The 22279-nt window shown below is 59.7% G+C and carries 23 protein-coding genes and 2 pseudogenes; 13 read left to right on the forward strand and 12 right to left on the reverse strand.

Annotated features, from left to right (window positions below; translation table 11 throughout):
• Nucleotides 1–81 precede the first annotated feature (81 nt).
• From SC318_RS22070 to SC318_RS22095, 6 genes are all read left to right on the forward strand, one after another.
• Entirely contained in the window at nt 82–639 is a 558-nt protein-coding gene (locus tag SC318_RS22070) for a putative antibiotic biosynthesis monooxygenase (protein WP_320428453.1), read from the forward strand.
• Nucleotides 640–696: 57 nt separating this feature from the next.
• Nucleotides 697–1407, forward strand: a complete 711-nt coding sequence (gene folM / locus SC318_RS22075) for a dihydromonapterin reductase (RefSeq protein ID WP_320428454.1) — start codon at nt 697–699, stop codon at nt 1405–1407.
• Nucleotides 1408–1427: 20 nt separating this feature from the next.
• Nucleotides 1428–1988 (forward strand): GTP cyclohydrolase I FolE, encoded by a 561-nt coding sequence (gene folE / locus SC318_RS22080; RefSeq protein ID WP_306494579.1) that lies wholly within the window; start codon nt 1428–1430, stop codon nt 1986–1988.
• Nucleotides 1989–1990: 2 nt separating this feature from the next.
• Nucleotides 1991–2380 (forward strand): dihydroneopterin triphosphate 2'-epimerase, encoded by a 390-nt coding sequence (folX, locus tag SC318_RS22085; protein WP_320428455.1) that lies wholly within the window; start codon nt 1991–1993, stop codon nt 2378–2380.
• A 65-nt stretch (nt 2381–2445) separates the two neighbouring features.
• Nucleotides 2446–2742, forward strand: a complete 297-nt coding sequence (locus SC318_RS22090; RefSeq protein ID WP_320428456.1) for a DUF1244 domain-containing protein — start codon at nt 2446–2448, stop codon at nt 2740–2742.
• Entirely contained in the window at nt 2735–3076 is a 342-nt protein-coding gene (locus SC318_RS22095; RefSeq protein WP_320428457.1) for a HopJ type III effector protein, read from the forward strand. The genes SC318_RS22090 and SC318_RS22095 overlap by 8 nt, the downstream gene beginning before the upstream one ends.
• 165 nt (nt 3077–3241) lie before the next feature.
• On the opposite strand, the gene trxB is transcribed toward SC318_RS22095, so the two are convergent.
• Entirely contained in the window at nt 3242–4204 is a 963-nt protein-coding gene (gene trxB / locus SC318_RS22100) for a thioredoxin-disulfide reductase (RefSeq protein ID WP_003194076.1), read from the reverse strand.
• 293 nt (nt 4205–4497) lie between these two features.
• Between trxB and cysZ the strand changes: the two genes are divergently transcribed.
• Nucleotides 4498–5262, forward strand: a complete 765-nt coding sequence (cysZ, locus tag SC318_RS22105; protein WP_320428458.1) for a sulfate transporter CysZ — start codon at nt 4498–4500, stop codon at nt 5260–5262.
• 54 nt (nt 5263–5316) lie between these two features.
• Complete coding sequence (locus SC318_RS22110) at nt 5317–6495, forward strand: glycosyltransferase family 4 protein (RefSeq protein WP_320428459.1); 1179 nt, start codon at nt 5317–5319, stop codon at nt 6493–6495.
• A 355-nt stretch (nt 6496–6850) separates the two neighbouring features.
• Here SC318_RS22110 and SC318_RS22115 read toward each other — a convergent pair whose 3' ends face one another.
• The 7 genes from SC318_RS22115 to rplU form a co-directional block, all read right to left on the reverse strand.
• The gene (locus tag SC318_RS22115) at nt 6851–7954 is read right to left on the reverse strand and encodes an NADH:flavin oxidoreductase (protein WP_320428460.1); all 1104 of its coding nucleotides are present in this window, start codon (nt 7952–7954) and stop codon (nt 6851–6853) included.
• 220 nt (nt 7955–8174) lie between these two features.
• Nucleotides 8175–8657: a glutathione peroxidase gene (locus SC318_RS22120; RefSeq protein WP_320428461.1), complete on the reverse strand. Its 483-nt coding sequence runs from the start codon at nt 8655–8657 to the stop codon at nt 8175–8177.
• Between the two features lie 101 nt (nt 8658–8758).
• Nucleotides 8759–9223 carry a CreA family protein gene (locus tag SC318_RS22125; RefSeq protein ID WP_124388169.1) on the reverse strand — a complete coding sequence of 155 codons (465 nt, stop codon included), beginning with the start codon at nt 9221–9223 and terminating at the stop codon, nt 8759–8761.
• 15 nt (nt 9224–9238) lie between these two features.
• Entirely contained in the window at nt 9239–10357 is a 1119-nt protein-coding gene (gene proB / locus SC318_RS22130; RefSeq protein WP_320431279.1) for a glutamate 5-kinase, read from the reverse strand.
• A gap of 109 nt (nt 10358–10466) precedes the next feature.
• Nucleotides 10467–11690, reverse strand: coding sequence for an Obg family GTPase CgtA (gene cgtA, locus SC318_RS22135; RefSeq protein WP_003230855.1), 1224 nt, complete (start codon nt 11688–11690; stop codon nt 10467–10469).
• 194 nt (nt 11691–11884) lie between these two features.
• A complete protein-coding gene (gene rpmA, locus SC318_RS22140) occupies nt 11885–12142 on the reverse strand; it encodes a 50S ribosomal protein L27 (RefSeq protein WP_003176049.1) in 258 nt (85 codons plus the stop codon).
• A gap of 34 nt (nt 12143–12176) precedes the next feature.
• Nucleotides 12177–12491, reverse strand: a complete 315-nt coding sequence (rplU, locus tag SC318_RS22145; protein WP_017847748.1) for a 50S ribosomal protein L21 — start codon at nt 12489–12491, stop codon at nt 12177–12179.
• A 239-nt stretch (nt 12492–12730) separates the two neighbouring features.
• Between rplU and SC318_RS22150 the strand changes: the two genes are divergently transcribed.
• The 3 genes from SC318_RS22150 (at nt 12731) to SC318_RS22160 (ending at nt 14652) form a co-directional block, all read left to right on the forward strand.
• Complete coding sequence (locus SC318_RS22150; RefSeq protein ID WP_320428462.1) at nt 12731–13699, forward strand: polyprenyl synthetase family protein; 969 nt, start codon at nt 12731–12733, stop codon at nt 13697–13699.
• 193 nt (nt 13700–13892) lie between these two features.
• Nucleotides 13893–14234 carry a zinc ribbon domain-containing protein YjdM gene (locus tag SC318_RS22155; RefSeq protein ID WP_320428463.1) on the forward strand — a complete coding sequence of 114 codons (342 nt, stop codon included), beginning with the start codon at nt 13893–13895 and terminating at the stop codon, nt 14232–14234.
• Nucleotides 14235–14394: 160 nt separating this feature from the next.
• Nucleotides 14395–14652 (forward strand): PA4570 family protein, encoded by a 258-nt coding sequence (locus SC318_RS22160; RefSeq protein ID WP_057724031.1) that lies wholly within the window; start codon nt 14395–14397, stop codon nt 14650–14652.
• Nucleotides 14653–14787: 135 nt separating this feature from the next.
• Here the strand turns inward: SC318_RS22160 and SC318_RS22165 are convergent, their stop codons facing one another.
• A complete protein-coding gene (locus tag SC318_RS22165; protein WP_010206497.1) occupies nt 14788–15405 on the reverse strand; it encodes a BamJ family beta-barrel-assembly machinery protein in 618 nt (205 codons plus the stop codon).
• Nucleotides 15406–15658: 253 nt separating this feature from the next.
• Between SC318_RS22165 and SC318_RS27145 the strand changes: the two are divergent.
• Together SC318_RS27145 and SC318_RS27150 are read left to right on the forward strand one after the other, a co-directional pair.
• Nucleotides 15659–16675 (forward strand): annotated as a pseudogene (locus SC318_RS27145) (methyl-accepting chemotaxis protein); the annotation flags it as partial.
• A gap of 309 nt (nt 16676–16984) precedes the next feature.
• Nucleotides 16985–17578, forward strand: a pseudogene (locus SC318_RS27150) (methyl-accepting chemotaxis protein); the annotation flags it as partial.
• 60 nt (nt 17579–17638) lie between these two features.
• Here SC318_RS27150 and SC318_RS22175 read toward each other — a convergent pair.
• The 3 genes from SC318_RS22175 to SC318_RS22185 form a co-directional block, all read right to left on the reverse strand.
• A complete protein-coding gene (locus SC318_RS22175; protein WP_320428465.1) occupies nt 17639–18007 on the reverse strand; it encodes a glyoxalase superfamily protein in 369 nt (122 codons plus the stop codon).
• A gap of 40 nt (nt 18008–18047) precedes the next feature.
• Entirely contained in the window at nt 18048–20501 is a 2454-nt protein-coding gene (locus SC318_RS22180; RefSeq protein WP_320428466.1) for a dermonecrotic toxin domain-containing protein, read from the reverse strand.
• A 304-nt stretch (nt 20502–20805) separates the two neighbouring features.
• Nucleotides 20806–22278, reverse strand: coding sequence for an N-acyl-D-amino-acid deacylase family protein (locus SC318_RS22185; RefSeq protein WP_320428467.1), 1473 nt, complete (start codon nt 22276–22278; stop codon nt 20806–20808).
• Nucleotide 22279: the final 1 nt, after the last annotated feature.

The following is a 22279-nucleotide window of genomic DNA, read 5'->3' on the forward strand; positions in this document are numbered from 1 at the left end:
TTCAGAGGGCGGCCTTACCCGGCTCCCCTCTTAGTGCGCCACCTACCCGGTTCAGCGCACCCGTCTATCTGGAGATACACAATGTCTACCTCACCCGTTACTTTGATGGTCGCGCGCCGCGTGGCCAAGGGTCGCTACGAAGAACTGATGGCCTGGCTGCGTGAAGGCGAGCAATTGGCCACCGACTTCCCCGGTTACCTGGGTTCCGGGGTGCTGGCACCACCGCCCCATGATGATGAATTCCAGATCATCTTCCGCTTCGCCGATGAGAAGACCCTGCATGCCTGGGAATTTTCCGCCTCGCGCAGTGCCTGGCTGAGCCGTGGCAGCGAGCTGTTCGCCGACCCGTCCGAACATCGGGTGAGCGGCATCGATGGCTGGTTCGGCGCCGTGGGCGCCCGTCCGCCGCGCTGGAAACAGGCGGTGGCAATCTGGCTGGCGTTTTTCCCGGTGTCGCTGCTGTTCAACTTCGGCCTGGCTCCTTTGCTCGGCGAACTCGACCTGTTCAGCCGGGTATTGGTCAGCACCTTGGCGCTCACACCGCTGATGGTCTACTTCTTCATTCCGCTGTCGACCCACCTGCTGGCGAACTGGCTGCATCCCACGCCACCGCGCAAGGCCAGCGAAGCGGCTGCTTGAGTACAGGGCAGACTCGTCGCTGGTATAGTTTGCACCTACCCGCGACGCGAGTTTCCCATGACTGCAACCAACGCCCCGATCCTGATCACCGGAGCCGGCCAGCGTGTCGGCCTGCATTGCGCCGAACGCCTGTTGGACGACGGGCATTCAGTGATATTCAGCTACCGCCGTGAACGTGCGGGTGTGCAACGGCTGCGCGAACGCGGTGCGGTCGGCGTGTTTGCCGACTTCTCCAGCGAAGCAGGGATTGTGGCGTTCATCGACGAGCTGAAAACACACACCGACTCGCTGCGCGCGATCATCCACAACGCCTCGGCCTGGGTCGCGGAAACTGCGGGCGACGAAAGCCGCGCCTTTATCGACATGTTCAGTGTGCATATGCTTGCGCCGTACCTGATCAACCTGCATTGTTCACCTCTGCTGCAACGCTCGACACCAGCCGACATCGTGCACATCAGCGACGACGTGGTGCGCAAGGGCAGCCGTCAGCACATCGCCTATTGCGCCACCAAGGCCGGGCTCGACAGCCTCACGCTGTCGTTTGCCGCGCAGTTCGCGCCGTTGATCAAGGTCAACGGCATTGCGCCGGCCATGGTGATGTTCAACGAGGACGACGACGCGGCCTACCGCGCCAGGGTCCTGGCCAAGTCGGCCCTGGGCATTGAACCCGGGCCGGAGGTGATCTACCAGAGCGTGCGTTACCTGCTGGACAACCCCTATGTCACCGGGACCACCCTGACCGTCAACGGCGGGCGGCATATCAAGTAAGCCGTTTTTGAGGATGTTGTATGACTTTGTCCCTGCCCCACCATTACCGCGAAATCCTCAAGGGCCTGGGTGAAGATCCTGAGCGCGAGGGCCTGCTCGACACGCCCAAGCGCGCCGCCAAGGCGATGCAATACCTGTGTCATGGCTACGAGCAGAACCTGGAAGAAATCGTCAACGGCGCACTGTTCGCCTCCGACAATGACGAGATGGTGATCCTGCAGGACATCGAGCTGTACTCGCTGTGCGAGCATCACCTGCTGCCCTTTATCGGCAAGGCCCATGTGGCCTATATTCCGACCGGCAAGGTGCTGGGCCTGTCGAAGCTGGCGCGCATCGTCGACATGTACGCCAGGCGCCTGCAGATCCAGGAAAACCTCACGCGGCAGATCGCCGACGCGATCCAGCAGGTCACCCAGGCCGCCGGCGTGGCGGTGGTAATAGAAGCCAGGCACATGTGCATGATGATGCGCGGTGTGGAAAAACAGAACTCAACCATGAACACCTCGGTGATGCTCGGCGCGTTCCGCGAGTCGAACACCACGCGCATGGAGTTCCTGCAATTGATTGGACGGAGCAAGTAGCAATGCCACAACTTCAACCAGGCATGGCGCGCATCCGGGTCAAGGACCTGTGCCTGCGCACTTTTATCGGCATCAATGAGGACGAAATCCTCAACAAGCAGGATGTGCTGATCAACCTGACCATCCTGTATGCCGCCCAGGAAGCCGTGCGCGATAATGACATCGACCATGCGTTGAACTACCGCACCATCACCAAGGCGATCATCGCGCACGTGGAAGGCAATCGGTTTGCCTTGCTCGAGCGCCTGACCCAGGAGCTGCTGGACCTGGTGATGAGCAACGAATCGGTGCTGTACGCCGAAGTCGAGGTGGACAAGCCCCACGCACTGCGCTTTGCCGAGTCGGTTTCGATTACGTTAGCTGCAAGCCGTGAGTTACAAGCTTCAAGCTAAAAGCCACACGCATTCCAACTTGCAGCTTGAAGCTTACCCGCTTGAAGCTGTCTCGGAGAGATTCCATGAACGACCAACAACGCCTCGAACTCGAAGCCGCCGCCTTTCGCCGGCTGGTAGCCCACCTGGACAGCCGCAAGGATGTGCAGAACATCGACCTGATGAACCTGGCCGGCTTCTGCCGCAACTGCCTGTCCAAGTGGTACAAGGCCGAAGCCGATGAGCGCCAGATCGACCTGAGCCTCGATGACGCCCGTGAAGTGGTGTACGGCATGCCGTACGCCGAGTGGAAAGCTCAATACCAGAAAGAAGCCAGCGCCGACCAGCAAGCGGCGTTTGCCAAAGGAAAAACCCATGACTGACCTGAACACCCTGCGCGCCAGCCTCAACAGCGGTAACCACGCGTTTGCCGATACCTTGGCCTTCGTCGCAGCCGGTTACGATTACCAGCCGCAAGCCTTCACCAACGGCGACGTCGAAAACGCCGCCGGCCAGAACGAAGGCTCGTGCAAGACCCTTGGGTTGGCGCTGTTGGAGGGCTTAAGCGATCAGGAAGCGTTGCTGGCGTTCGGTGAGCATTACCGCTCGGTGGTGGCAACGCCGCAAGGCAGCGACCATGGCAATATCCGTGCGCTGATCACACACGGCCTGGCCGGCGTGACATTCACCGCCCAACCCCTGACCCGTAAATCCTGAGTCAGACACAGATCAACATGTGGGAGGGGGCTTGCCCCCGATAGCGATGTGTCAGTCAGTACATTGGGTACTGAACCACCGCAATCGGGGGCAAGCCCCCTCCCACATTTAAAGTACAGACACAAAAAAACCGGCCTCGCGGCCGGTTTTTTTTATTTCAACGAGTTAGAACGAAGCGTCTTTCAACCCATCGAGGTAACGCTCGGCGTCCAGGGCCGCCATGCAACCGGCGCCGGCCGAGGTGATGGCCTGGCGGTAGACGTGGTCAGCCACGTCACCGGCAGCGAAGATGCCTTCGATGTTGGTGGCAGTGGCATTGCCTTCACGGCCGCCCTGCACCACCAGGTAACCATCTTTGGCTTCCAGCACACCCTCGAACAGCGAAGTGTTCGGCGTGTGGCCGATGGCGATGAATACGCCGTCGACTTTCAGCTCGTCGAAGCTGCCGTCGTTGTTCTTCAGGCGGGCACCGGTCACGCCCATGTTGTCACCCAGGACTTCGTCCAGCGTGGCGTTGAGCTTGAGGATGATCTTGCCTTCAGCGACACGGGCGTGCAGCTTGTCGATCAGGATCTTCTCGGCACGGAAGGTTTCGCGGCGATGCACCAGGGTCACGGTGCTGGCGATGTTGGCCAGGTACAGCGCTTCTTCCACGGCGGTGTTGCCGCCACCGACCACAGCCACTGGCTTGTTGCGATAGAAGAAACCGTCGCAGGTCGCGCAGGCGGAAACACCCTTGCCCATGAACGCCTCTTCCGATGGCAAGCCCAGGTAACGGGCGCTGGCGCCGGTGGCGATGATCAGCGCGTCACAGGTGTACACGCCACTGTCGCCGGTCAGGCTGTAAGGCTTCTTGGAGAAGTCGACCTTGTTGATGTGGTCAAACACAATCTCGGTTTCAAAGCGTTCGGCGTGTTCTTTCATACGCTCCATCAGCACCGGGCCGGTCAGGCCGTGGACATCGCCCGGCCAGTTGTCGACTTCAGTGGTGGTGGTCAACTGACCGCCCGCCTGCATGCCGGTAATCAGCAGCGGCTTGAGGTTGGCCCGGGCAGCGTAGACGGCAGCGCTGTAACCGGCAGGGCCGGAACCGAGAATAATCACTCGCGAATGACGGGTATCAGACATGACTCACTCCTATCGACCGCCCGCACAACAGGACGGCTGGAATAAAAAAGGACCGCGAAGCACTTGGGGAAGGCTTGAACTCGCGGATCCTGAAAATGATGGGTGCAGCGTATAGAGGGGGGCAAGATTAAGGAAATACGCAATAACAATCCAGCTCATAGGTGGTCTCTATGCAGTCGACCGGTTTGATCGACCTGCTCGCTCACTTAGGTGTTACTGCTGATGTCGCCACTTTCACCGTCACGGCAAAGCCGGTAAGGTCGGCGCGTTCGCCCTTCTGCTCGGAGTCTTCCATGCCTGCCCCCGTTCTTTCCGGCCCGCAATACCTGCGTGAAGGCCTCAAACTGGTGCTGAGCCCCGGCCTGCGCCTGTTCGTACTGCTACCGCTGGCAATTAACCTGGTGCTGTTTTTCGGTTTGATCTACTTTGCCGGGCATCAATTCAGCCTGTGGGTCGACCACCTGATGCCCACGCTGCCCAGTTGGCTGAGCTTCTTGAATTACCTGCTGTGGCCCTTATTCGTGGTGCTGGTGGTGTTGATGGTGTTTTTTACCTTCACCATGCTCGCCAATATCATCGCGGCACCCTTCAATGGTTTTCTCGCCGAGAAAGTCGAGGTCGTGGTGCGCGGCACCGACGACTTCCCGCCGTTCAGTTGGGGCGAGCTGATAGCGATGATCCCGCGCACGCTGGCCCGGGAAATGCGCAAGCTGGGCTACTTCCTGCCGCGGGCCATCGGCCTGTTCATCCTGTCGTTCATTCCAGTGGTCAACCTGATCGCCGCGCCATTGTGGCTACTGTTCGGCGTGTGGATGATGGCGATCCAGTACATCGACTACCCGGCCGACAACCACAAGCTGGGCTGGAACGAAATGCTCGCCTGGCTGCGCCAGAAGCGCTGGCAGAGCATGAGTTTTGGCGGCATCGTTTACCTGGTGCTGCTGGTGCCGGTGGTCAACCTGCTGATGATGCCGGCGGCAGTCGCCGGGGCCACGCTGTTCTGGGTGCGCGAACAAGGTGCGGAGGCGATGGCGGGGCAACAGGTGGCCCGGTCATAAATCCATCATCCCGTTGACACAATGAAGACATGGCCCACAGCGACACTGTGGGTCATGACGACAGCTTCGCTCCACATCACCCTGATCACCGAAACCTTCCCGCCGGAAATCAACGGGGTGGCCAATACCCTTGGCCGCCTGTGCGACGGCTTGCGCGCACGCGGCCACCAGATCGAACTGGTGCGCCCGCGCCAAGGTGTCGACCAGAGCCGACCGAGTGACGATGGGTTGCTGCTGTGCCGAGGCTGGCCGTTGCCGGGGTATCCGGGGCTGCAATGGGGCCAATCGTCGATGCACAAACTGCTGCGACGCTGGACCCGCCAACGCCCGGATGTTTTATACATCGCCACCGAGGGGCCGTTGGGCTTGTCGGCGCTGCGCGCGGCGCGACGCTTGGGCATCAGCGTGGTCAGCGGCTTTCACACCAACTTTCAACAGTATTCGAACCAGTACGGTTTGAGTCTGTTAAGTCGCCTGGTCACCCACTACCTGCGCTGGTTTCATAACCGGTCGACGTTGACGCTGGTGCCCAGCGCGAGTCAGCGCCTGGAGCTGGAGCGCCGGCACTTCGAGCGTCTCGGGATGCTGTCGCGGGGGGTCGATAGCCAACTGTTCCACCCGGCGAAACGCGACGACGCCCTGCGCGAAAGCTGGGGCCTGGAGGGCGGCGATCTTGCAGTGCTGCACGTAGGACGCCTCGCCCAAGAGAAAAACCTCGGGCTGCTCAAACGCTGTTTCGATGCGTTGCAGAGCACTTACCCATCGCAGCGGCTCAAGCTGGTGATTGTCGGCGATGGGCCGCAGCGCAGCCTGTTGCAGCGCGATCTGCCGGACGCGGTGTTCTGCGGCACCCAGCGCGGTGAAGCACTGGCACGGCATTACGCCTCGGGCGATCTGTTTGTGTTTCCCAGCCTGACCGAGACGTTTGGCAATGTGGTGCTTGAGGCCATGGCTTCCGGCCTGGGTGTGGTGGCCTACGATCAGGCGGCCGCTTCCCAGCATATTCGCCACGGCTACAACGGCGTGCTGGCGATGCCGGGGGATGAAAACGCGTTTTGCGATGCAGCCGTGTGGCTGCTGGAAGAGCGCGAGACGCTGCGCCGGGCGCGCCTGAATGCGCGGCAGCATGCCAGTCGCCAGGGGTGGCCGGCGATCATCGAGCAATTCGAAAACCAACTGCGAGGGGCGTGCGCAGAACAGCCAGTCATACCGTCACAGACCTGCGTGCGTTGAGCGTGGGGCTGAAGATCAGGAAAGGATTACTCGATATTTAAACAGGGAACGTCTTACAGCCAATTGCCAACCATTGATACCTGCCACCCACCACGGGCAGGGCCTTCACATCAATGGAGATACGAAGACATGGCAATTTATGGAATGGGTGTACGCAACGGGGTCAACATGCCGACGGCAGAGTGGATGCGCCAACAACAGATACTGGATAAGTCCAGAGCTGAGCCTGCAACCTACGACCAGTCGCCCCGTAAGGACGGGCACAGGACTGATCGCAGCCGGGAGTTGAGGAAGGGAGTGGAGTACTGATTCAGCAGGCCAGCTCCCCGTGATGTTCACGGGGAGTTCCGCATTTTTATACCAGGCTCGTCAACGCTTCACGACTGAAGGGCAGGATGTCAGCCTCCCGACCCTCACGCACCTTCACCGCCCAATCGGGATCCACCAGCAACGCACGGCCCACGGCGACCAGATCGAACTCGTCGTTATTCAAGCGCTCCAGCAGTTTTTCCAGGCTTGCTGGCTGGGCAACTTTGTCGGTGTTGACCATGAACTGCAGGAATTCGCCGTCCAGGCCGACGCTGCCCACGGTGATCGTCGGCTTACCGGTCAGCTGGCGGGTCCAGCCGGCCAGGTTGAGGTCGGAACCTTCGAATTCCGGCTCCCAGAACCGGCGCGTGGAACAGTGGAAAATATCCACACCGGCGTCGGACAGCGGCTTGAGGAATTCGCCCAATGCCTCGGGCGTTTGCACCAGGCGCGCGGTGTAGTCCTGTTGCTTCCACTGGGAAAATCGCAGGATGATCGGAAAATCCGGGCCGACGGCAGCGCGGGTAGCCTGGATCAGTTCGATAGCGAAACGTGAGCGGTTGGCCAGGCTGCCGCCGTACTCGTCGGTACGCTGGTTGCTGCCTTCCCAGAAGAACTGATCCACCAGGTAGCCGTGGGCGCCGTGGATCTCCACACCGTCCATGCCAATGCGCTGGGCATCCTTGGCCGCCTGGGCGAAGGCGTTGATCACGTCCTTGATGTCCTGGGTGGTCATGCCGTGGACGACCACATTGCCATCCTTGAGCTTTTCCATCGGACCATAGGCCGGCACGCTGGCGTCCGGTTCGGTACCGATACGGCGCACGCTGCCCACATGCCACAGCTGCGGAACAATCTTGCCGCCTTCGGCGTGGACCGCATCGACCACTTTCTTCCAGCCGGCCAATGCCGCTTCGCCATAAAAATGCGGAACGTTAGGGTAGCCGTTGGAGGCCTGATGGCCGACCACGGTGCCTTCGGTGATGATCAGTCCGACGCCGGCGGCGGCGCGACGGCGGTAGTACTCGATCACTTTGGAGTTGGGTACGCCGCCCGGTGAGAACGAGCGCGTCATGGGCGCCATGACCACGCGAGTCGACAGCTGCAGTGCACCGAGCTGGAATGGTTTGAATAACGCTTGAACAGGCATGGGAGCACTCCACATCAGACGGATTTATGATGTGGATAATATGGGCGCCCCGGCCTGCTGGATAGCACTATTGATCTGAGTGATTAAGGCGATAAAAGCCACCGAATACCCGTAGGAGCGAGCTTGCTCGCGAAGAGCCTGGGGACGCCGCGTATATCCAGAGTACACGCGTTATCGTTGGCGATTTTCGCGAGCGAGCTCGCTCCTACAGGAAACAGGGTTAGCTCAGGGCTTTTTCGATGGCCTGGATGATCAAAGGATCTTCCGGTGGGGTACGTGGCGAAAAGCGCGCCAACACGCGACCGTCCTTGCCGAGCAGGAATTTTTCGAAGTTCCAGGTAATATCCCCGGGAAATTCGGCGCCCTCGCCCGCCAGCAGGCGGTATAGCTGGTGACGGTCCGGCCCGTTCACCTCAAGCTTGCTGCCCAACGGGAAGGTCACGCCGTAGTTCAGGCTGCAGAACTCGCTGATCTCCTGCTCGGTGCCCGGCTCCTGGCCCGCAAACTGGTTGCATGGCAGGCCCAGCACGGTAAAACCCTGGCCTTTATACTGCTGGTAGAGGTTTTCCAACGCCCCGTATTGCGGGGTCAGGCCGCATTTGGAGGCCACGTTGACCACCAGCACCACTTGCCCCTTGTAAGGGGCCAGCGGTAGCTCTTGCCCGTCCAACGCTTTGAGTTTCAGGTCGTGGAAAGCACTCATGACAAACTCCAGATATCCCATGTTCTTCGCATTGCAACGGTTCGAGATTACAGACCACAAGCTTTCAATCATAGATGCCGATTGAAAAACTCGCCCGCCGGTTATTGCGCTGTTGGCCAGGGCAAAATCGGAATCGCCGTCACTGCGTTCTGTGGGCTGCCTTCGATCAGGCGGTCGCTGTAGACCAGGTACACCAGCGTATTACGCTTCTTGTCGAGGAAACGTACCACCTGCATGGTCTTGAATACCAACGAAGTGCGCTCCTTGAACACTTCGTCGCCGTCCTTGAGTTCGCCCTTGAAGTGGATCGGGCCAACCTGGCGGCAGGCAATCGAGGCTTCGGCGCGGTCTTCGGCCAGGCCCAGGCCGCCTTTCACGCCGCCGGTCTTGGCGCGCGACAGGTAACACGTCACGCCGTCGACCTTGGGGTCATCGAAGGCTTCGACCACGATCCGGTCGTTGGGCCCGACAAACTTGAACACTGTCGAGACCTGGCCGATCTCTTCGGCCGAGGCCAGCAGTGGCATGGCCAGTAACAGGCCGAGCAATCCCTTCATGATGCGCATCGTGTATTCCTTTGGTTAAACCAGGATCAGGTTGTCGCGGTGAACCAGTTCCGGTTCGGCCATATAACCCAATAGACCGACAATCGCGTCAGACGACTGCCCGATGATTTTCTGCGCCTCAAGCGCACTGTAGTTGGCCAGGCCGCGGGCGATCTCACGACCATCCGGCGCCACGCACACCACCATCTCGCCGCGACGGAAGCTGCCTTGCACCAACTTGACACCCACCGGCAGCAAGCTCTTGTTGCCCTGGGACAACGCCGACACAGCACCCGCGTCGAGCACCAGCGTGCCACGGGTTTGCAGGTGCCCGGCCAGCCACTGCTTGCGTGCCGCGAGCATGCCGCGCTCCGGCGACAGCAGCGTGCCGATGCGCTCTCCGGCCTTGAGACGGTCCAACACGCGCTCCAGGCGCCCGCCGACGATGATGGTATGGGCACCGGAACGCGCAGCCAGGCGCGCGGCGCGCAACTTGGTCTGCATGCCGCCACGGCCCAATGCGCCACCGACACTGCCGGCCACGGCATCCAGCGCCGGGTCATCCGCGCGTGCTTCGTAGATCATCTGGGCGTCGGGGTTGTTGCGCGGGTCGGCGTCGAACATGCCGTCGCGATCGGTGAGGATCACCAGCAGGTCGGCCTCCACCAGGTTGGCCACCAGCGCGGCCAGGGTGTCGTTGTCGCCGAAACGGATTTCGTCGGTGACCACGGTGTCGTTCTCGTTGATCACCGGGATGACCTTGAGCTCCACCAGCGCACGCAAGGTGCTGCGGGCGTTGAGGTAGCGCTTGCGGTCGGACAGGTCGTCGTGGGTCAGCAGGATCTGCGCCGTGTGGCGGCCGTGCTCGGCAAAGCTCGATTCCCAGGCTTGCACCAGGCCCATCTGGCCGATGGCGGCGGCGGCTTGCAGCTCGTGCATCGCGCTGGGTCGCGCGGTCCAGCCGAGGCGGCTCATCCCGGCGGCCACGGCCCCGGAGGAGACCAGCACCAACTCGACACCGGCCTCATGCAAGGCCACCATCTGCTCGACCCAGACGCTCATGGCTGCGCGATCCAGACCCTTGCCATCCGCCGTCAGCAATGCGCTGCCGATCTTTACGACCCAGCGCTGCGCGCCTGTCACTTTGCTCCGCATCATCTTCAACCTTAGAGTGAGGGCCGCGCGACCCAGCGCCGCCCATAACGTTATACCCGGATACCAAAACGCCGCTCCAGGGAGCGGCGTTCAAGTTTATCGCAACGAATCAGTCGCGCACGTAAATGATTTCCGGACCGTCTTCATCATCCACGTCTTCTTCGTCCCAGTCATCGTCGCCGATGTCATGGACCGACTTCACGCCGCTGCGGCGCAGGGCACGCTGGTCGTCCAGGGCCTGCAGCTGGGCGCGGGCTTCGTCTTCGATCTGCTGGTCGAGCTCGGCCAGTTCTGCCTTGAATACCGGGTCGGCCGCCAAGCGGTCGGCGCGGTCTTCGAGGTAGCGCATGATGTCGCGGGTCAGGCGCTCGGTGCCTTCTTTGGCAATGGCCGAGATCACGTAGACCGGACCTTCCCACTCCAGGCGATCGACGATTTCCTTGACGCGCTCTTCGTGCTCTTCCTCAAGGATCTGGTCGCACTTGTTCAGCACCAGCCAACGATCACGCTCGGCCAGGGCCGGGCTGAACTTGGTCAGCTCGCTGACGATCACTTCGGCGGCGTCCGCGGCACTGGTTTCATCCAGTGGCGCCATGTCGACGAGGTGCAGCAGCAAACGGGTACGCGACAAGTGCTTGAGGAAGCGAATCCCCAGGCCCGCGCCATCGGAAGCACCTTCGATCAAGCCGGGAATGTCGGCAATCACAAAGCTTTTCCAGCGGTCGACGCTGACCACGCCCAGGTTTGGCACCAGGGTGGTGAACGGGTAGTCGGCGACTTTCGGCTTGGCGGCCGAGACCGAGCGGATGAAGGTACTTTTACCGGCGTTCGGCAAGCCCAGCAGGCCGACGTCAGCGAGTACTTTCATTTCCAGCTTGAGGTCACGCTGCTCGCCCGGCTTGCCCGGCGTGGTCTGGCGTGGCGCACGGTTGGTACTGGACTTGAAGCGGGTGTTACCCAGCCCGTGCCAGCCGCCCTGCACAACCATCAGCTTCTGGCCGGCCTTGGTCAGGTCGCCGATCACTTCCTGGGTGGCGGAGTCGATGATCGTGGTGCCGACCGGTACGCGCAGTACCAGGTCTTCGCCTTTCTTGCCGGTGCAGTCGGTGCTGCCGCCGTTGGAGCCACGCTCGGCATCGAAGTGCCGGGTGTAACGGTAGTCGACCAGGGTGTTGAGGTTTTCGTCGGCCATCATGTAGATGGAACCGCCGTCACCGCCGTCACCGCCGTTTGGGCCACCGTTTTCGATGAATTTTTCGCGACGGAAACTCATGCAACCGTTACCGCCGTCGCCTGCTTTTACTCGGATGGAAACTTCATCAACAAACTTCATAACAAAACGCCTCTCGCCGCACGGACGAGCTTAAGAAACCAAGACATAAGACTCTTGCAAAAATGAGCGCAGCGACCTCAAGCAACGACCGCAAATCCTGCTGCCCTCGCCCATGACAAACAGCTTTGCAAGAGACTCACTCCACAAACGAAAAAGCCCCGTCGCAAGACAGGGCTTTTCCAGCGATCTCGCAATTAAGCTGCGACAACGCTCACGTAACGGCGGTTGAACGCGCCCTTTACTTCGAACTTGATCACGCCTTCGATTTTAGCGAAGAGGGTGTGATCTTTACCCATGCCAACACCGTAACCGGCGTGGAATTGGGTGCCGCGCTGACGCACGATGATGTTGCCCGGAATGATTTTCTGGCCGCCATACATCTTCACGCCAAGGCGTTTGGCTTCTGAGTCGCGACCGTTACGGGTACTACCACCAGCTTTTTTGTGTGCCATGAGTCAATTCTCCTAGTGAGGAATTAGGCTGAAATTAAGCCTGAATACCGGTGATTTTGATCTCGGTGTACCACTGGCGGTGGCCCATACGCTTCATGTGGTGCTTACGACGACGGAACTTGATGATGCGGACTTTATCGTGACGACCTTGGGAGATCACTTCAGCCACAACGGTAGCGCCAGCAACAACTGGAGCGCCGATGTTCACGTCATCGCCATTGGCGACCAACAGAACGCGATCAAAAGTAACGGAGTCGCCAGTAGCGAGTTCCAGTTTTTCGATCTTCAGGTATTCACCTGGGGCGACCTTGTATTGCTTGCCACCAGTAACAATTACTGCGTACGACATGGTATTTCTCCGATAATCCTGCTCACCCAGCTCTTTATAAGAAGAGGTATTGGCTGGCATGGCTGCATGGGATGGACGTCCCGAATGCAATTGCGTAAGGCAGGTGCTGCCCAGGAAGTTCAGGGTGCGCGATTGTACGCAAGCAACAGAAGTGTTGCAAGGGGCCGTCCATCGCGCCTTGACACCCAGGGGCGTGGGTCCTAGCATGCCGCGCAACCCTTCTGGAGCGACTGTCGCTGATGCAACCCCAAGCTTTCTACCGCGCGGTCGCGGACGATTTTACCGCCGTCGACGGCATCATCAAGCAGCAGCTGACGTCTAAAGTGCCGCTGGTCTCCAAAATTGGCGACTACATTACGTCGGCCGGTGGCAAACGCCTGCGTCCTTTATTGGTGTTGCTGTGTGGCAAGGCCCTGGGACGCGAAGGCGATGACCTGCGCCTGCTGGCTGCCACCATCGAATTCCTGCACACCGCCACCCTGCTGCACGACGACGTGGTCGACATGTCGGGCATGCGCCGTGGCCGCGAAACCGCCAACGCCATGTGGGGCAACGCCCCGAGTGTGCTGGTGGGCGACTTCCTGTACTCGCGCTCGTTTGAAATGATGGTCGAGCTGGGCTCGATGCCGGTGATGAAGATTCTGTCACAGGCCACGCGCATCATCGCCGAAGGCGAAGTGTTGCAGCTGTCCAAGGTGCGCGACGCCAGCACCACCGAAGAAACCTACATGGAAGTGATTCGCGGCAAGACTGCGATGCTCTTCGAAGCCTCCACCCACAGCGCCGCCGCATTGTGTGGGGCAAACGCCGAACAGGCCGAAGCCCTGCGCACCTTTGGCGACCACCTGGGCGTGGCGTTCCAGCTGGTGGACGACCTGCTCGACTACCGTGGCGACGCCGAGACCCTGGGCAAGAACGTTGGTGACGACCTGGCCGAGGGCAAGCCGACCTTGCCGCTGATCTACACCATGCGCGAAGGCACGCCGGAACAGGCTGCCCTGGTGCGCAAGGCGATCCAGAAAGGCGGCATCGAAGACCTGGAGGCCATCCGCGCCGCCGTCGAAGCCTCCGGTTCCCTGGAGTACACCGCACAACTGGCGCGTGATTACGTGGCCCGTGCGATCAAGTGCCTGGAAGCCCTGCCCGCCAGCGAATACCGGGATGCCCTGGTGGAGCTGAGCGAGTTCGCGGTCGCCCGTACGCACTAAAGCACCAGCGCCGCAGGACAATGTGGGAGGGGGCTTGCTCCCGATAGCAGAGTGTCAGCCAATGGATAAGTTGGCTGCTGCACCGCCATCGGGGGCAAGCCCCCTCCCACATTTGGATTTCAAACAACCTGCGAGACCACAAACCCCTATATAATGTGCGACTTTTAGCCATCCTGACTCTCAAGGAGCTTTAGTGAGCACGTTGCCACCCTGCCCGAAATGCAATTCCGAATACACCTACGAAGACGGGGCCCAACTGGTCTGCCCGGAATGCGCCCATGAGTGGTCCGCCAATGGCGAGGCTGACGTGGCCAGCGATGAAACCGTGAAGAAAGACTCCGTGGGCAACGTCCTGCAGGACGGCGACACCATCACCGTGATCAAGGACCTCAAGGTCAAGGGTACTTCGCTGGTGGTCAAGGTCGGCACCAAGGTCAAGAACATCCGCCTGTGCGACGGCGACCACGATATCGATTGCAAGATTGATGGCATCGGCCCGATGAAACTCAAGTCCGAGTTCGTGCGTAAGGTCTGATCCTGCTGCATTCCATCCCACGCCCGGCGTGGGATGGCGTTTCGCCCTCTTGATTGACCCATCGCAATCGTCACTCAGAAAATACCGGAAACCGCCAATAGGCACTTGCTATTCTGTGAATAAGAATTATTCTCATTGAAACCCATCAAGGAGAACGACCATGACTTATTTGATAGACGCCTGGCTGGACCGTCCACACCCCTACCTGCGGATCCTGCATCGGGAAACCGGCGAAGTCTGTGCTGTGCTGGAAGAGGAAGCGCTCAATGAGCTGCAGGACCAGGGCGACTTGGACGTCAATGGGCTGAGCTCAAGCGAACCCGGCGTGTTGAAGGAGGTGGTGCGCAATCTGTTTCTGTTCTGCTACGCCAGGGCGTTGCGCCCGGCGACGGAACTCAGTGGCAAGTTCCACCCATGAACCGCCCTGCAACACACTGTAGGAGCGAGCTTGCTCACGATGACCGTATAAACGACGCGTTCATCCTGGGTGCCCGCGTCATCGGTAACGTTTTTCGCGAGCAAGCTCGCTCCTACAGGTGATCAACAGCAGGTCTTACAGAACGTCGAGCAGCTCGACGTCGAATACCAGAACGCTGTGCGGCGGGATGCTGCCAACGCCTTGAGCGCCGTAAGCCAGTTCGCTCGGCACGTACAGGCGCCATTTGCTGCCGGCATTCATCAGTTGCAGGGCTTCGGTCCAGCCGGCGATTACGCCGCCAACCGGGAATTCTGCAGGCTGGCCGCGCTCGTAGGAGCTGTCGAATACTGTGCCGTCGATCAGTGTGCCGTGGTAGTGGGTGCGCACTTGATCTTCACGGGTCGGCTTGGCGCCATCACCGGCGGTCAGCACTTCAAATTGCAGGCCGGAAGCCAGGGTGGTGATGCCATCACGCTTGGCGTTTTCGGCCAGGAATGCAAGGCCCGCGCCCGCAGCGGCTTCAGCCTTGGCGGCCGCTTCAGCCTGCATGACTTCGCGGATCACCTTGAAGCTGGCAGCCATTTGCTCTTGGTCCACACGGCTTGGCTTACCGCCGAACGCGTCGGTCAGGCCAGCCAGGATCGCGTCCAGGCTAACGCCCGGTGGTGGGTTGTCACGCAGTTGGTCGCCCAACTGACGGCCGATACCGTAGCTGACGCGGGTTTCGTCGGTGGACAGATTAACTTCGGACATGAAGAGGCTCCGCTGTAGGACAACGCGATTTTCCGCGCCATCCAAAACTAAAAGGGCCCGCAGACTAGCACACAAGTCCGACCCGTGATGAGCCCACCTTCCCATCCGCGCACTGCGCCGGCGCGCCCTTCGTCGCACCGGTAATAAAAGCATTTCAGATTCACGCCCTGCCGCCGATACAGCGCTACACACTTTGGCTGGCCCCAACAACAACACCGTCCAGCAAACCGACATCATTCTTGCGGAGCATTCGATGAACAGCTGGTTCGGCAACATCAGCGTCAACCTCAAACTGGGCCTGGGCTTCGGCCTGGTGCTTGTCCTCACCTCGATCCTGGCGCTCACCGGCTGGAACAGCCTGGGCAGCCTGATCGACCGCAGCAACTGGATGAGCGACATCACCCAGCTCAACGCCTCGCTGACCAAGCTGCGCATCGTGCGCCTGCAATACATGCTGGCCAACGGCGATGAAGCCGTGGCGCAGAACGTACAGACCAGCCTTGACGCTTTCGCCGCCCAGCAACAGAAACTGCTGGACAGCTTCAAGAGCCCGGAAAACCTCAAGCTGCTCAACGAACAGAAAGCTGTCATTACGGCGTATCAGCAGTCCCTGAACAAAATGCGCGAGGCCTATCGCAACGGCAACGCCGCGCGCCAGGTCATGGGCGACAAGGCCGATATCGCCAACGCACAAATCAATGCCCTGGACACCAGCGTGGAGCAGATGCCGGAAAGCCCGGAGCGTTTCGCACAGTTCCAGGCCGTGACCAATGCCAAGGAAGAATTCCTGCTGGCGCGCTATGAAGTGCGCGGTTACACCAACAACGTCAGTGCAGAGACCGAAGCCCGCGCCGCTGCGCAAATCGAGAAAGCCATCGCCGGGTTGAAAAACCTCAACGCGGTGTTCGGCAGCAGCCAGCAAACCGCACTGGCGTCGCTGGAAACTGCACTCGGCGCCTATCGCAGCGCCGTACAGAGCTACAAGGCCGCCAACGCCAACATCGTGACCGCACGCGCCGAAATGACCACCCAAGGCACCGATATCGTCACCATCAGCGACAAGCTGTACGACATCCAGCTGGAACGTCGCGATGCCGAAAGCGCCCAGGCCCGCAGCCTGCAATTGATCAGCACCTTGCTCGCCCTGTTGGTCGGCATCATCGCGGCGCTGGTGATCACGCGCCAGATCACCCGTCCGCTGCAAGAAACCCTGGCCGTGGTTGAACGCATTGCCTCCGGGGACCTGAGCCATAACATCCAGGTCACCCGCCGTGATGAGCTGGGTGTGCTGCAACAAGGCATCCAGCGCATGGGCACCACCTTGCGCGAGCTGATCAGCGGGATCCGTGATGGCGTGACCCAGATCGCCAGCGCGGCCGAGGAGCTGTCAGCCGTTACCGAGCAGACCAGCGCCGGCGTCAACAGCCAGAAGATCGAGACCGATCAGGTCGCTACGGCGATGCATGAAATGACCGCCACCGTGCAGGAAGTGGCGCGCAATGCCGAACAGGCTTCCCTGGCTGCAGCCGATGCCGATGGGCAGGCCCGTGCAGGCGACAAAGTGGTGGCCGAAGCCATCGCCCAGATCGAACGCCTGGCCGCTGAAGTGGCACGCTCCACCGACGCCATGGCGCACCTGCAACAAGAGAGCAACAAGATCGGCAGCGTGATGGATGTGATCAAGGCCGTGGCCGAACAGACCAACCTGCTGGCCCTCAACGCCGCGATTGAAGCGGCGCGCGCCGGTGAAGCCGGGCGTGGGTTCGCCGTGGTCGCCGACGAAGTGCGTGGCCTGGCCCAGCGTACGCAGAAGTCCACCGAGGAAATCGAAGGCCTGGTGGCCGGTTTGCAGAACGGTACTCAGCAAGTGGCCAACGTGATGAACAACAGCCGCAGCCTCACCGACAGCAGCGTCGAGCTGACGCGCAAGGCTGGCGTATCGCTGGAAAACATCACCCGCACGGTGTCGAACATCCAGTCGATGAACCAGCAGATCGCTGCTGCCGCCGAGCAACAGAGCGCCGTGGCCGAAGAGATCAGCCGCAGCATTGTGAACGTGCGCGATGTGTCTGAGCAGACCGCCACGGCGAGTGACGAGACGGCCAAGTCGAGCGTGGAACTGGCGCGCCTGGGAAGCCAGTTGCAGCAGATGGTCAGCCATTTCCGGGTGTAGCCAACTGCAAGCTCACCACAGATGCAGCCCCGGTCACTGACCGGGGCTGCTATCAATCCGTTAATCCTTCCCCTCTTCGACAAACACCAGCCGATTGCCAAACGGGTCCTTGATACTCATCTCCCGCGAGCCCCAGGGTGTTTCTTCAACGCCAGGCTTGGCATAACGGTAATCCTTGGCCTGCAATTGCTGCTGGTACGCGTCCACCCCTTGCGCCTGAATCCGCACTGCTGCGCCCGGTGACGCATCGCCATGGTGCTCGGACAAATGCAGCACGCACTGTCCCAACGACACCTGCAGGTACAACGGAAAATTGGCCTCGAAGCGATGCTGCCAATCGACCTTGAACCCCAGGAAGTCGACGTAGAACTCCAGTGCCTTGGCCTCGTCGAAAATCCTCAGAATGGGGGTAACGTTTCCCAGGGACATTTATCTTCCTCCTTTTTCATCCCGCCACTATGCCGCCCTGCTATCGCGTCCACAACTCCGTTATCCGCCCCTGAAGAGCACGATCATGAGCCAGGTGAACCTCGTCGAACCCATAGGCACCCTGTCCGAACATGTTCAAGTCTCCATTGCTACGCAGCTCATCAATTTCACCCGGTTCCTTGCCCTCCCGCGCTTCAAAGAATTGCGGGTTGTGCTCAACGTTCTCAACCAGCGAAACCGCAGGTATTTGCGATGTGTCGATTTCGTATAGTTTGTACTTCCCATTGAACTGGGTCCGACCGTACTCCATGGCAGCCTCTTTGGAACGAGAGGTGATGAGCACATCGCCATCCATCATTTTCTCTACGCCGTCGAAGAAGTTGGAATCGTTGAACCCATAGGTCACCGGGCTACCACGCCGCTCCACCCTCTCGGTACTCTCCGCGCGGTACAATTTTGGTATATCGGTTCTTTCGATCATTCCCCGACTATTGAAATAACCGCCGGAAGGCAGGGTAACCTTGTCTTTGAAGAGGTTCTCTTTCAAGACATGCGCATCGTTGTACGGCGAATATTGCGCGCTGGACGTTGCGTTGGAGGCCGGTGAAGAGTCCATTGAATCGCCAGCGTCGGAACCGCTCGAGGAGCCGGGAACCAACGTTGCCTCTGCAGAATTCGCAGGTTCTGAAGCCTCCATGGACTCACTGGCCAAATCGTTCGACTCTGTCCAGGGCGACGTCGGGGTTCTCGGTGATAAATACGTGTCTAAAGCGTGATCATACAAAGGGTTGATCGGGCGCGGCGTTGAAAACTGAAAGGGTTTCGTGGGGCCCGCCAGGTAACCCACCTGCCCATTGACACGTTGCAATGAAGGCGCCGGTGTCCCTGGCACTGGCTCTTGGGCGGCTTTAGGCAACGCACTTTTGCCCGCTGCGTGCACCAACGCCATGGTTGCCAGGTCGAATAGCGATGCATGGAGCCCGCTCTGGCGTTCTTGCTGGGTATCGCCGTCTACCGCATTTTCGACTTCCAGCCCCACCTGCGTGCCAAAGGCCACGGCACCGATGCCTAAACCTATAGGTCCGAGCAATGCCAAGGGAATGGAAAAAACCGCGTTGGCCGATTGTACGAAACCCAGGGCATCATCCTGAGTGACCTCAGCATTGGATTTGATTTCGGTATCAATATCCGAGCTAATCCGGGCTTGTGTCTGTTTAGCCATAAAGGCAAATAGATCATCATCCACACGTTGGTTATTGGCGTTGATATGGCTCAAATCGGCCGCCATCTCACCGGTGCCGAGCTTTTTCAGGGCACTGTCCACACCGTTGACACTCAGCGCCCCAAAAATACCCTGCTGACGATCGGCAAGCGAAAAGTGTTGTGCGAGCGCTGCGGCCTTAATGGGGTCTTTACCCTGCGCCACCACCCACTGATTAAGTTCTGTCAGGTTCATGAACTTGAGCAAGGACGGCTTCTCGCCGGGGATGTACAAAATTTCTTCGCCATTGCGGCGTACGAACCGATAGATGTCGGTGGCGTTATAGCCATTGATGTCCAGGCGCAACAAACTGGACGATCCATAGTAAGGTGCCCGCGTGCGCAACTGGGTCAGTGTCGGCTCCTCGTCAAGACCAATGTTGGGAGCCCCCACCTCCATGAGTAAGCGGTAGTCATCTTCCGAAAGACCCTGGGCGGGGTCCGAGCGGTGGGCCTCCCTCGCCAGCCGGGCCTCACTGATGAACTTGGCCTTGGCCATTCCTTGCCAATCCGTGAAATGCTTCAACCAGAATGCATCGAATGAATTCGACACCTGCTTCTGCAAGTCGGCATTACGTACCATCGCCAGCATTTGCGAAGGTTTCAAGGGCAATTCATTGTCCTTGTTGTACACCCCCGCTTGCGGCCCATCCATGTAAATGCCATAAGCCGAGTCGAGGTCCCGCCAGCTTTCCCTGGCAGCGGGAACATCCTCAGTGATCTTTGAATAGATGTACCCCGGGCCGGTACGATCAATAATCAACTTCCCCAGCCTGCTGAAAAAATCCGAGACACTCTCACTATGAAAGATTGTCGTCGGGCTCACGTTCGAAGAAGCGAAGTGCGCCGCTGTCTGTACTTTCCCGGATACACCATATTGCTCGGCCGCAAAAAAATTGCTGGTTACCGCCTCGGTCAATGTCATCGACCTTTCGGGCCTGCCACGGTGCTCGTACTGTGTAATAGTGTTTTTAGACGGGGTGGTCTGGGCAGGAAAGAACTGATGCAGCCAGACTTTATCAGGGTCGATACGCTTACCCGTTCGTAACTCGACATTATCCTGTATCCAGGACTTAACCCATTGATGAGGATCAGGCAGGCCAGCGCCGGAATCAGAAGTAAAAAGTTTATTCGCTTCGATATGAGCAGACACAATACCCTGCACCATCGCCTGCTTATCTGCAATTTCTGGTGCCTTGGGACGATTCAAAACAGCACTGACCGGGCTATGCATGAGATATTCCTTACAATGATTTGGAAAGCGCTTACTCAGCTCAACAACGAGACACAATTAATATCTATCGGTCAATACACAGGGCATGCGCACCACGTAAAAGATTAAATTGAAGTTGAAGACACTGTCCAAAAGGTAAATATATACCGCTCTGGAGAAACGCCCCAAATCATAAGGATATTTTCATTCAGCACAATCGACCACGTGTAACCACAAACAACCAAATACGACTAAACATTAATGGCCGACGAACACTTTATTCATGAAGGCCAATTATCCAATTAAAGCAATATAACTACACACTTCATATTGCTGACCTATCAGCAAAGCCTTCGCGCAAATCACCCGAACGGGCCAGGAACACGCCGGATCGCGCTCCACAGGCCCGCCCTTGAGCGTAGCTGAGCACCCCGTTGACCCACACGCCATCAATCCCTTCGGCTGCTCGCTGTGGCTCTTTGAAATCCGCCACGTCTCTCACACGCAGCGGATCGAACAACACCAGGTCGGCCCAGTGCCCTTCACGAATTTGCCCACGTTCAGTGAGGCCGAAGCGCGCTGCCGAGAGCCCGGTCATCTTGTGCACCGCCGTGTGCAACGGGAACAAGCCGACATCACGACTGAAATGTCCCAGCACCCGCGGAAACGCACCCCATAACCGTGGGTGAGGGAACGGGTCTTCGGGCAAACCGTCGGAGCCCACCATCGACAGCGGATGCGCGAGGATACGTCGCACGTCCTCTTCATCCATTCCGTAGTACACCGCCCCCGCCGGTTGCAGGCGGCGGGCGGCGTCCATCAGCGAAACGCCCCACTCGCCGGCAATGTCCTGCAGGTCACGCCCGCCCATGTCAGGCTGCGGCGTGGACCAGGTGATGGTAATGCGAAACGCATCGGTGACCTGCTTGAGGTCCAGGGTCGAAGAACTGGCCGCGTAGGGATAGCAATCACACCCTACCGGATGGGTTTTCGCCGCGGCTTCCAGCGACGCCAACAGCTGCGGGCTGCGCCCCCAGTTACCCGCACCCGCGCACTTGAGGTGGGAAATAATCACGGGCGCCCTGGCATGCCGGCCGATCAGAAAGGCCTCGTCCATTGCGTCCAGGACCGGCTCGAATTCACTGCGCAAGTGGGTGGTGTACACCGCGCCATACGCCGTCAGTTCTTCGCTCAGTTGCAGCACCTCATCGGTCTCTGCGTTGAAGGCGCTGGCGTAGGCCAGGCCTGTGGATAAACCCAGGGCGCCGGCTTGCAGGCTTTCCTGCAGCTGCACCCGCATGGCCGCGATTTCGTCTGCACACGCAATGCGATGCAGATCGTCCATATGGTTGCTGCGCAACGCGGTGTGGCCAATCAGTGCCGCGACGTTCACCGCCGGATGCGCACCCTCGACCGCCGCACGGTAATCGGCAAAACGCGGGTAAGCGAAGGCCTCACGCGTGCCCAGCAGGTTCATCGGGTCCGGCGGATCGCCGCGCAGGCTCACCGGCGACGCACTGATGCCGCAGTTGCCGACAATCACCGTGGTCACGCCCTGGCTGAGCTTGGGCAGCATCTGCGGATGGCGAATCACCACCGTGTCGTCGTGGGTGTGCACATCGATAAAGCCCGGCGCCAACACACGGCCAGCGGCGTCGACCACCTGTTCCGCCACCGCCGTGGACAGGTCGCCGATGGTCTCGATACGCCCATTGCGCACGCCCACATCCGCGAGGTACCCAGGGGTGTTGCTGCCATCAATGATCAGCGCCTGGCGAATCAGCGTGTCGTATTTCATC

The organism is Pseudomonas sp. MUP55, assembly GCF_034043515.1.
Classification (GTDB): domain Bacteria; phylum Pseudomonadota; class Gammaproteobacteria; order Pseudomonadales; family Pseudomonadaceae; genus Aquipseudomonas.